This window comes from Acinetobacter sp. UBA3025, from assembly GCF_002367915.1.
Classification (GTDB): Bacteria; Pseudomonadota; Gammaproteobacteria; order Pseudomonadales; family Moraxellaceae; genus Acinetobacter.
The window spans coordinates 1-11,126 of record NZ_DFDO01000333.1; the positions used below are offsets into that span (position 1 = coordinate 1).

10 protein-coding genes are annotated in these 11,126 nt (G+C 41.7%); 8 read left to right on the forward strand and 2 right to left on the reverse strand.

The window, feature by feature from the left end; all coding sequences use genetic code 11:
• Positions 1 to 519 (forward strand): hypothetical protein (locus B4J23_RS14185; RefSeq protein WP_291361524.1); only part of this gene is annotated, 519 nt, incomplete at its 5' end.
• A gap of 74 nt (positions 520 to 593) precedes the next feature.
• Here B4J23_RS14185 and B4J23_RS14190 read toward each other — a convergent pair.
• Entirely contained in the window at positions 594 to 1,595 is a 1,002-nt protein-coding gene (locus B4J23_RS14190) for a helix-turn-helix transcriptional regulator (protein WP_291361526.1), read from the reverse strand.
• Positions 1,592 to 2,518 carry a diguanylate cyclase domain-containing protein gene (locus B4J23_RS14195; protein ID WP_291361528.1) on the reverse strand — a complete coding sequence of 309 codons (927 nt, stop codon included), beginning with the start codon at positions 2,516 to 2,518 and terminating at the stop codon, positions 1,592 to 1,594. Before B4J23_RS14195 ends, B4J23_RS14190 begins: the two co-directional genes overlap by 4 nt.
• 324 nt (positions 2,519 to 2,842) lie before the next feature.
• Between B4J23_RS14195 and B4J23_RS14200 the strand changes: the two genes are divergently transcribed.
• The 7 genes from B4J23_RS14200 (at position 2,843) to B4J23_RS14225 (ending at position 11,065) form a co-directional block, all read left to right on the forward strand.
• The gene (locus B4J23_RS14200) at positions 2,843 to 5,329 is read left to right on the forward strand and encodes a TonB-dependent receptor (RefSeq protein ID WP_291361530.1); all 2,487 of its coding nucleotides are present in this window, start codon (positions 2,843 to 2,845) and stop codon (positions 5,327 to 5,329) included.
• 214 nt (positions 5,330 to 5,543) lie between these two features.
• Positions 5,544 to 7,385: a phytase gene (locus B4J23_RS14205; RefSeq protein ID WP_291361532.1), complete on the forward strand. Its 1,842-nt coding sequence runs from the start codon at positions 5,544 to 5,546 to the stop codon at positions 7,383 to 7,385.
• Between the two features lie 105 nt (positions 7,386 to 7,490).
• Positions 7,491 to 8,189, forward strand: a complete 699-nt coding sequence (tolQ, locus tag B4J23_RS14210; RefSeq protein WP_049590884.1) for a protein TolQ — start codon at positions 7,491 to 7,493, stop codon at positions 8,187 to 8,189.
• Between the two features lie 12 nt (positions 8,190 to 8,201).
• A complete protein-coding gene (gene tolR, locus B4J23_RS14215) occupies positions 8,202 to 8,648 on the forward strand; it encodes a protein TolR (RefSeq protein WP_086208627.1) in 447 nt (148 codons plus the stop codon).
• The gene (locus tag B4J23_RS14220) at positions 8,645 to 9,406 is read left to right on the forward strand and encodes an energy transducer TonB (RefSeq protein ID WP_291361540.1); all 762 of its coding nucleotides are present in this window, start codon (positions 8,645 to 8,647) and stop codon (positions 9,404 to 9,406) included. Before tolR ends, B4J23_RS14220 begins: the two co-directional genes overlap by 4 nt.
• 120 nt (positions 9,407 to 9,526) lie before the next feature.
• Positions 9,527 to 9,685 (forward strand): transposase, encoded by a 159-nt coding sequence (locus B4J23_RS14435; RefSeq protein WP_163170403.1) that lies wholly within the window; start codon positions 9,527 to 9,529, stop codon positions 9,683 to 9,685.
• Between the two features lie 247 nt (positions 9,686 to 9,932).
• A protein-coding gene (locus tag B4J23_RS14225; protein ID WP_223235881.1) for an IS3 family transposase occupies positions 9,933 to 11,065 on the forward strand; the annotation gives its coding sequence in 2 pieces (ribosomal slippage) (positions 9,933 to 10,185 and positions 10,185 to 11,065; 1,134 coding nt in all).
• The last annotated feature ends 61 nt before the right edge of the window (positions 11,066 to 11,126 follow it).

The window sequence follows — 11,126 nt, forward strand, 5'->3', positions numbered from 1 at the left end:
AACACACATACGCATGCTGACGAAGCCCAGATACATAGCAACGCTCATGTTTCTGCCAAAACAGACACCCATGAGCATGTGAGTTTTGACAGTGCAATTCAGTGGATGCAGCGCAAAGATGTAGTCGGGCAAGCAAACGTAGAAAGTCCGTTTCAGCGTTTTTATATTTTGCCAGATGAAAAAATGCGGGTGCAATTGCAGGATGTCGATCAAGAAATGCTAGGGATGAAAAACTGTTGGCGCTGTGAATATAGTTTGATTCATCCTGACATTTTAAAGCGAGCACAATTGATTCAACGTGATCCGAAGTTAGCGCATTATCAAATAAGCAGTGCTGGGCAAACGTTGAATATTATATGGAGTGAACAAGATCAACTGGTTCAAAAATATGAATTGCTCAAACCGACCTCAGGCTATGCCAAAACCCTTACCGTGCGCAAAATTGGCCAACATGTTGCTACACCTTGGACACAAACAGAAAAATACAGCGAACGTGACTATGCGGACTTTAGTGATTAGCCGATGAGTTTTTGACTTTTAATTTCGACGTTACAATAGAAATACCCGTGATTTTTTTTTGGAAAAATAAGCGCTTAGGACTGTGCCGCTTGTACAGTTAAACCACTCCAACGCTTAAACGCACGTCGAAAATTGGTCGCATCGTTAATTTGTAAATACTGAGAAATCTGTTCAGTTTTAAAACCATGTACACGATATAAAATTATGGCAGTATGCAAACGACTTTGATCGAGTTGCGCCTGAAAATGGGTCTGATGCTTTTTCAGTTTACGTTTTAAGGTGGCAGAACTCATTTGAAAATAGTCAGCGGTTTGTTCAAGTTGAATATTATTTTGAATATTCTGCATGAAGTATTGATGCAAACTGAGCAAAAAACTTTGTTGAATATTTTGAGCTGTCATTTCTTTCAGCGCATGTTGATAACTGATTGCAGCTAAGGTCGAAGAGGCATTGGGAAGTTTTTCATGGATCACGTCACGAGGCAGGCTCATCATGTTGATCGGGCGATTAAACTCTAAAGCACTGCCTAAATGCGTCCAATATTGTTCAATATAATCCGGTTCAGAAAAATTAAATTCGAATTTCCACGCTAACTTGGTTTGATACAGTTGACGGCTAAATGCTTGTATTGCACTCATTGCGCTTTCGATTAAAAAGCGATTTTCAAGCTTGTTTCCATCTAACCAGTAAATATGAATATGGCTTTGACTATACATGAGTCGAGGGCATAACCACGGTGAAACAGATGCGGAAAATGTTAAATAACGGCTAAGCGCCTCATCGAAGGTTGATGCATATAGCATGGATTTAATGGCGTCATTAAAGGGGGTGGTTAGGCTGCGTTGACCAAATAAAAAACTGATGTCCTGATTGCGAAAACACTGTTCAGCATTTTTTAAAACCTGTTGTAACTGTTGCTGACTAATTAGTTTTTGCCCTGAAAAGATATCTTCCAAGAAAATACTGCTGCCACTGAGCAGGACGTGATGTTCGACTTCATGACTCGCTGCCAAATCAATTAAAATAGACAATTGATGATGCGCAGGAATGTAGTTGTAGTCGCATTCAAAGCTCATACCATGACTCGCTTCGGTGAGTAGTACTGCTTCACTTGGAGCAATTGCTGATTTAAGGCACTCAAGAGTTGTTGGGCAGTTTGGTATTGTCCGACAGCGCAGCAGGTCGTGAGTGCTTTTAGAGGAATGTGCACGGACAGATCACGTTGATAATAAGCACTGACCATAAGCATGCGTTCAAGTTGAGCAGCCATTTTTTCAGCCTGTTGTAGCTTAGTCTCTGGTAACAACATAATAAAACGATCTCCTGCGAAGCGGCAGAGCAGGTCTTGTGGTCGTAAGTTTAAGCTAATCAATTGTGAAACATGCTGTAAAATAGATGTGCCTTCATCAAAGCCATGTGTTTGATTAATATGATTAAAATTATGCATATCTAGCAGTATGACGGACATGTCGCTGGGTTCATGCAAGTTTTGCTCGATTGCGGCTTTGAGCTGTGTTTTAAAATAATGAGCATCGGCCAAAGGGGTGAGTGCATCGAATAAGCGATGATCCCGATAAATACGTTCTCGTTTTTGCATGTGTTTAGAAATTGCCTGTTCTTCTTGATGCCAAAAATAAACCCCGATGGTAAATAGATACAGTCCAATTGGAAAAGGAATGGACTCAAGCCATGCATCCCACATGATTTCTTTAGGCAGGCGAATAAATTCATCTAAGCTGTCCATCCACATATGGAGAAAAATAAAACACAGTCCATAAAAGATATAGTTGGTTACACGGCCCAAAGGACGGCTTTTAATAATAAAGAAAATCCAAATAGCAATAAAAACAGTTGCTCCCCCTTCACCTAAAATATCGACCCAGTTCCATTCAGCAAACGACTTGCTCTGCCCAAGTAAGATAAATAACCAGAGAGATAAGCTACAGGCAGTCGCTACACATAACAAAGGCCGGCGGTAGTAAGCAAAGTATTTAGGCATAGCATTTTTTGAAATGATTTATTTTTGCCCAAGCTAAACAGATTTAGATGACAGTTTGATGGCAAAGGCTAGAGTCAAAATAGATCAGGGTATTTTTGATTTTTGAGAATAAAAATGCTGAAAAACCCTATCTTTGTGGTGAATATGCATCATTCTGTATGCTCAGAATTTTCTCTATACAGATCAAATTAGCTCACTTTTTGCTGAAAATGACCAAAAACAAATAAAAAGGGCAGGTGGTAAAAGGCACTGTCACATCATGTTCACATTCAATTTCTATTGTGCGTTCAAACCATGCCACTTTGGCTTGAGGGGAAGAACATAATGCAAAATAATCAGAACCGTTTCATGAAACATAAGCGTGCGGGTTTTCAGCTCAGTACACTGGTCCTGTCAATGCTGAGCATGACGCATCTACATGCCGAAGATAACACGGTGGAATATGTACAGGTCATTGGCCAAGCTGCAAGTATGGATAAAGCACTCAAAGAACAAAAACGTGCCGACCAAATCAGCAGTGTGGTACATGCCGATGGCATTGGACAATTACCCGATGACAATGCCGCAGAAGCGTTGCAACGGATACCAGGTGTATCTACAGAGCGTGACCAAGGCGAAGGACGTTTTGTTTCCGTTCGTGGTTTAGGCGCTGACTTAAATGCAGTAACCATCAATGGTACTTTGGTTCCCGCGCCTGAAAGCGATCGCCGTGGTGTAGCATTGGATGTCTTACCTTCAGAGCTAGTACAGTCTTTGGCTGTGGTGAAAACGCTGACACCAGATATGGATGCCAACTCATTAGGCGGTACAGTGCAAGTCGAAAGTTTATCAGCCTTTGACCATGATGGTTTGTTTTATACGGGAACGGTTGAAGGTGGTTATGATGAAAAACGGGAAAAATATAGCCCTAAAGCATCGGGTGCCATCAGTAACCGTTTCAGTGTTGGTGAGGGGCAAGACAACCTTGGGGTGGCACTGGCACTAAGTTATCAAAACCGAAAATTTGGCTCGGACAATGTTGAAACGGGTGGGGCTTGGGATGGTGACGCACTTGAAGAAACCGCAATGCGTCAATATGACATCGAGCGTGAGCGTGTTGGTGCGGGACTGAATTTTGATTATCGCCCCAATGACACAGGCGAATACTATTTAAGAACGTTATATAGTCGCTTTAAAGACACTGAGTTACGTCAGGAAGTGGCGGCTGAATTTTCTGATCCACAACTTGCAGGTCAGCGTGGTGATGCAGAAGTGACCCGTTCACTGAAGAGCCGTGAAGAAACACAAGAAATACAGTCTTTCGTCCTTGGAGGTAAGCAAGGTTTTGGCACGTGGACGGTGGAAGGCCAGCTCGGTTATAGCGAGGCATCGGAGGAAAACCCAGGGGGAATTTCGGGGGCAAAATACCAAGGTGATTTTAGTAACGTTGGATTTAATAGTACGCAAAAACCTGTAATTACGGCAGACCAAGATTTTTATGATGCGGCCAGTTATGAGTTAGATTCGGTGTCGTGGGAAAAATCTAAAACCACCGATAAAGAATACAACGGTAAATTAGACTTTTTGAAAGACTATATGTTGGGGAATTATGCTGCTGCATTGAAGTTCGGCGGAAAAATCAGTCAACGTGAAAAAACCAACAATACCGATGAATGGAAATATGAAGATCTCAGTACGTCAAGTTCAGATTTCAATTCAAACAGCCATTATGAACTGGGTCAGTTTGGTCCAACCATTAATAAAAACGCTATTAAAGATAAAATCAGTGGATTAAATCCAAATGATTATGTGGTTGCTGACGGTTCAATCATTAATGACTTTAAGTCGAATGAAGACATACAAGCGGCTTATGTCATGAATACCGTTGATTTGGATCAACTGCGTGTGATTGCAGGATTACGTTATGAAAATACCAACTTTGAAGCACGTGGTTTTGAGTTCAATGATGATGTGATTACTGCGACTAAATATGAAAATGACTATGATCATTGGTTGCCGAGTTTACATTTGCGTTATCAATTGGCCGATAACGCATACCTCCGTGCCGCTTGGACCAATAGTGTGGTCCGTCCAAACTTTGCGCAAAGTGCACCAGGTGTCTATATCGATGGTGATGAAGCTGAGTTTGGTAACCCAATGTTAAAGCCTTTAGAGTCTTCTAACTTTGATCTGGGTGTAGAAAAGTATTTTGGCAAAGCCAGTATGGTGGGTTTCTACGCATTTTATAAAGATATCGATAACTTTATTTATAACACCAATATTGCAGGAACAGGGCAATGGGCTGACTTTGATGAAGCTATTACCTATAAAAATGGTAATGAAGCAAAACTGTACGGGATGGAGTTTGCCTACTCACAAAAGTTTGACCATCTAGGAGCGCCTTGGAATGGTTTCTTGCTGGGCTTTAATACGACCTTTAGTAAGTCAGAAGCAGATATTGATTCGATGAAAGATGGCGAACTTCTGAGCCGTCGTATTCATTTACCAAACCAGTCGGATGTGGTCGGTAATGCCATGATTGGTTGGGAAAATGAGCGCTTTGGTGTACGACTTTCAGCAAATTATAAATCGAACTATTTGTATGCATTAGGTGATATCGACACGCCAGAAAAAGACATTTATACCGATGACCAAATCTTCCTTGATTTCAGTAGTCATGTGAATTTATCTAAAAACTTACAATTGACGTTTGATGTGCAAAACATCACCGATGAAACTTATTACAACTATGCAGGTTCTAAGGCTTATAACGCGCAATATGAAGAGTATGGCCCAGCTTACAAACTGGCACTGACCTATACCCATTTTTAAGTCGAATTAAATTTAGTACTCAGGTTTGCTCAACAGAAGCAGACCTGAGGTTCCTTGCCCAATTTTGAGTATCTCTATGAAATTTTCATCTTTTAAATGGTCTGCTTTAAGCAGTTGCTTGCTGTTATTGAGCGCATGCAGTCAGCACAGCGTGCCCCGAGCTCCGCAAAATAGCCAGTCGTTAAGCTCGGTTGAAATACCAATAGATCAGCCTATGGCAGCGAAGTTGCAATTACGTGAAGTCGACGTGAATGGGGCGAAAACTGAGGATGTGCAATGGTTAACCTTGAGTGCATGGCCTGAAGTTGCCGCACTGTTGAGCAGTAAAAATAAAGGGCTACAAATTTTAGATGATCAACAAAATGTACTACATCAAATTCAAGGTCAGTTTGGGCGTTTTGATTATCGGATTGGTTCGGAGCGTTTATTGATTGCTGCGTCGAATTTGCAACAACAGCAAATTCAACTGATGAGCATGAACTTAAAAAATAAAGCATGGGACAAGCCTAGTTTTATTCCAAAGCGTTCATTTAAGTCTGAAGATGTTTGCCTATATACCGATGCTCAAGGGCTGAGTTTTGCTTTTTTAGTAGGTGAAGAGGGGCTTGGTGAACAATGGTTGGTGGCTCAGCATGAGAAGGCTTTGGTTCAACCACAGTTGGTACGCCGTCTCAGTTTTCCACCTGCTAGTAGTGTATGCAAAGTGAATGATGCCACAGCAGAGTTGTTTATTAATGAAGCGAATGTTGGCATTTGGGCATATCCAGCTCATTCTGAAGCAGACGTGGTGCGTCAGGCGGTGGATCTCGTGCAACCCTTTGGTTCGATTCAAGGTTCACCTTCTGCAATTGCGATTGTAGATGATCATGTCGCGGTACTCGATGCAGAAAAACCTTGGCTTTATCGTTATCAAAAGCAAGATAAGCAATGGAAAGCACAGCCGCCTTTACAACTAGACACGGTGAAAGAAGCAGAGACTTTGAGTGTTCAAGGTAAGTTAACTGATAAATCCTTGCTGATTTTAGATGATAAAACCGTGAAAGTGACAGATGTAGAATGGGAAACCCAAACCCAGACCAAAGCTCAAAATATCATTACTATTCCAGCAGAAGTGCAGACGGAGGGTGTGCCAAGTACAGGTGACGCGGCTGATGATCCTGCGATTTGGCATAACGCTGCACAGCCGAGTCAGTCCCGTATTTTAGCGACAGATAAACAAGGTGGTCTACAGGTTAACGACTTACAGGGCAAAACTGTGCAGTACTTGCCAGTAGGGCGATTGAATAATGTCGATGTACGCCACGGTTTTAAATGGGGCAATCAGACAGTCGATTTGGCGGTGGCATCGAACCGAGATCATAACAGCCTGCGTCTCTTTGCGATTCAACCCAAAACGGGCAAGGTTTCTGTGCTTGGCGAGTTAACAACCACATTGGATGATATTTATGGCATTTGCATGTACCGCGACGCTCAAGGGGAAATCTATGCCATTCCCAACGATAAAAACGGGACTTTTGTTCAATACCACATCACGGCTGCACAGCAAAAATTACGGGCTGAAGAAGTACAACGTTTTTCAGTTAAAACCCAACCGGAAGGCTGTGTCGTAGACGATGCCACAGGGCGTATTTTCTTGGGTGAAGAAGATGTCGCGGTGTGGGTAAAAGATCTCAACCGAAAAACTCAGCTTCCTATGCAGCAGGTGATTGGTGTAGGAGAGGTGATGCATGATGACATTGAGGGCATGGGACTTTATCACGGCAAAAACCAAAGTTATTTGGTGGTTTCAAGCCAAGGCAATGACAGCTTTGTGGTACTTGATGCCGCTGCACCTTACACGGTTCGTGGCGCATTTCGTATCGGCATCAATACCGACAAAGGCATTGACGCTGTGTCTGAAACAGATGGACTAGATGTGAGTTCCCTAAATTTTGGTGGCAAATGGAAGCGAGGCATGTTGGTGGTGCAAGACGGACGTAAACGTATGCCTGAAACCAATCAGAACTTTAAATATGTGCCTTGGGAAAAAATCGCTCAAGCCCTGCATTTGGACTAAATAGCGCTTTAGTACCTGAGTGAGTACATGGGCTGCTAAAGAATCACAGCCCATTTTAAAAATATATATGTACTGCACCATGCAGTAAAAAAATTGGAGTGCGTTATGCAAGCAACGATGGATCAAATGTCAGTTTGGATGTTGATTAGCCATGCCAGTGTGTTGGTAAAAGTAGTGATGTTAATTTTGGTTTTATCCTCAGTCGTAAGTTGGTATTTAATCGTGCGTCACGGCATGTTGCTTCGTGGACAAGAGCAGCTTTGGAACCGTTTTTTAAAGAATTTTAGACAGCAAAAAGATCTCAATCTTTTACAGCAAGATTACCAACAGCCTGAACAACAGAAAGGCGTAGTCAGCATTTTTCAACATGGGGTGGATGAATACCATCAATTGATCAAAGATGAGCAACTCACTACAAGTGATGTGATTGATGGGGTAGAACGTCGTTTACTCAGTAGTATTAGTGAAGAAGAAGAAAAGCTTCAGCAGAATCTAACCTTTCTCGCAACAGTCGGTTCAGTCAGCCCTTATATAGGCTTATTTGGAACGGTCTGGGGCATTATGAATGCGTTTATTGGACTGTCTGCCGTTGAACAGGCAACCCTCAATACAGTTGCACCCGGGATTGCAGAAGCGCTGATTGCGACAGCTATTGGTTTATTTGCCGCTATTCCTGCGGTCGTGGCGTATAACCGCTTTTCGGCACGTGCTGACAAGCTTTCCAGTCGTTATTACGGTTTTGCCAATGAGTTGCAAACGCGTATTTATCGTTTGTTGGGGCACACTGAGCGCACTTCGCGTTAAGGAGCAAGAACCATGATTAAGCGTCCTCAAAAATTAAAACCCAATGCTGAAATGAATGTGGTTCCTTATATTGATGTCATGTTGGTGTTGTTGGTAATTTTTATGGTGACTGCACCAATGTTGACGCAAGGCATTCAAATTGATTTGCCTAAAGTGGATGCCAATGTCATGCCCGCGTCACAACAGCAGCGTATTGTAACCTTATCTATTCAAGCCAATGGCCAGTATTACTGGAATATTGGATCAGAAGTGAATACCGAGAAAGTTACGGATCAGGCCATTGATTTAGCCACTATGCAACAAAAGCTCGTTCCGATTATTCAAAAAGATAAAAGCTTACAGTTTTATGTACGTGCCGATCAGGATGCTGATTATCAACTGGTTGCACAGGCCATAGCATCCTTGCAAAAAAGTGGGGTAACGAACTTGGGGCTAGTGACAGAGGAACCACAATCATGATGACAACCGTTTCCAAAATTAGGTTTCGTGATCAAGGCCTAGCACTTTCGGTCACGGCTGGATTGCATATTGCGCTAATTGCATGGTTATGTACGGTTGAGAAGCATGAAACATTGGAGGAACCCAAGCCGAAAACCATTCAATTACAATTTGTGCAAATACCCCCTCCAGCCAAACAACAACCTGAACCTAAAAAGCCTGAGCCGATAGTCGAAGAAAAACCCTTACATGAGCCTGTCAAGAAACAGCTTGAGAAACCTACTGAAGTCCAACCGAAAACCACCAAGAAGTTTGTAGAGTCACAGAGCAACAAAATTGTACCTACAGCGGCTAAACCGACACAGCAAGTCGTGACGGAAAAGCAAACGGCAGTAGCGGAATCTCAGAAAACAGTAGATACGCAGTCTCAAGCGGATATACCAACTCAGACGAAGACCCAGAAATCAGTAGAAACTAAAGCACAAACTCATCCTGAATCATTTGATGTTAAAAATTATCAACCTGTTACGAAAATAGCACCAGCTTATCCTGAACAAGCTTTGGATCGTAAGCTGGAGGGGGATTGTACGGTGGTGTATAGCGTGAACGAAAAAGGACGGGTAGAAAATCCAAAGGCACAAGGCGACTGCCATCCGATGTTTGTACGACCTTCGATTCAGGCTGCTCTCACTTTTAAATATCAGCCTCGTCTCGTCGATGGCAAACCGACCAGTGTGTCGAATGTTAAAAATACCTTCCAATATCGTATTGAAAGTTAATCTTATTCCGTGGGTGCCATAAATTCTCTTTTAAGCTCTTTTCATTTCTATATTTTTCAATTGCCCGTACTCTTCTTGCCGATAATATTTAGTAGTAAATTCAATATACTATACGATTACATGGTTATTACAGCTCAAAAAAACAGTAAAAATATCATAGAAGCTATCTTATGGAGGCTATGTACGGGTGCGACATGGCATGATATTCCTCAAGAGCTCTGTCCTTTGCAAACTGCTTACAATCGATTTCATCACAGGCAAGTTAAGATACTTTTTTAACTGTCATGATTCTGAGCAGATCCAAGAATACACGGAATTGGGTATTTTAGGTGTTGGTCGAATCTACAGAAATAATTCTAGTGAAGTAGAAAAAATGGTTAATGCTGTGCGCTATTTAGTACGGCCTGAAAAAGATGCGCGACATCTGCGTGTGAAATGAGAGGTGGATCAGGAAATTTGAACAACACTTATAAGTGATATTTTGCTCCCCAAATGATGTTATAAACATCAATATATGGAGTATTTTATGGCACGTAGACCAAGAAGAAATCATTCAAATGATTTTAAAGCTAAGGTAGCACTTGCTGCGATTAAAGCAGAAAAAACACTTGCTGAATTAAGTGCTGAATTTGATGTTCATCAAAACCAAATTATCGACTGGAAAAATCAACTGATTTCAGCTTCCTCGCAAGCTTTCGATCAATCAAAAGCTCCAACAGAACCACCCATCGATCTAAAAAAACTACATGCAAAAATCGGTGAGCAGGCATTAGAAATTGATTTTTTAGAAGGTGTGTTGAAGAAACTGGGCCGCTTCAACCACAAAAGTTAATCGATGACTCACTTCAGATTTCAGTATCTAAGCAAGCTCAGCTGCTGAAAGTCTCCCGTGGTTGTTATTACTATCGCCCAAAACCTGTGAGTGCATCAGATCTGAAGCTGATGCGGTGTATGGATGAGTTACATATGCAATACCCTTTTGCAGGTAGCCGTATGATGCGTGATTTGTTGAATCGTCAAGGACATCATATAGGACGACGTCATACACGTACTTTAATGAAGAAAATGGGCATTAATGCGTTATATTGCAAACCAAATTTAAGCCAGGCTAATCAAGCTCACCGCAAATATCCATATCTGCTCAAAGGATTGGCTATTCAGCGCAGTAATCAAGTGTGGTCTACGGATATAACGTATATCCCTATGGCAAAAGGCTTTGTTTATTTATGTGCTGTGATTGATTGGCATAGCCGCAAGGTACTTGCGCATAGAGTATCGATTAGTATGGAGGTTACATTTTGCATAGAAACATTAAATGAAGCTATTGAAAAATATGGTCGACCTGAAATATTTAATACAGACCAAGGCAGTCAGTTTACCAGTGATGCATTTATTGATGTATTGAAATCAAATGGCATTCAAATCAGTATGGATGGTAAAGGTCGATGGGTTGATAATGTGATGGTTGAACGATTATGGCGGAGCGTTAAATATGAAGAGGTGTATCTCAAAGCCTACAGCAATGTTTTGGATGCGAAGAAGCAATTAAACGCATATTTTGAATTTTATAATTTGAAACGACCTCATTCGAGTCTGGACAAAATGACTCCAGATGAGTTTTACTATGACCAGCTACCACAACAAAATAAGGTAGCTTAACTAGAGCAGAGTATCACTTATAAATAAGCTTTTAGTTGTTCAAACATGTGGGACCACCTCT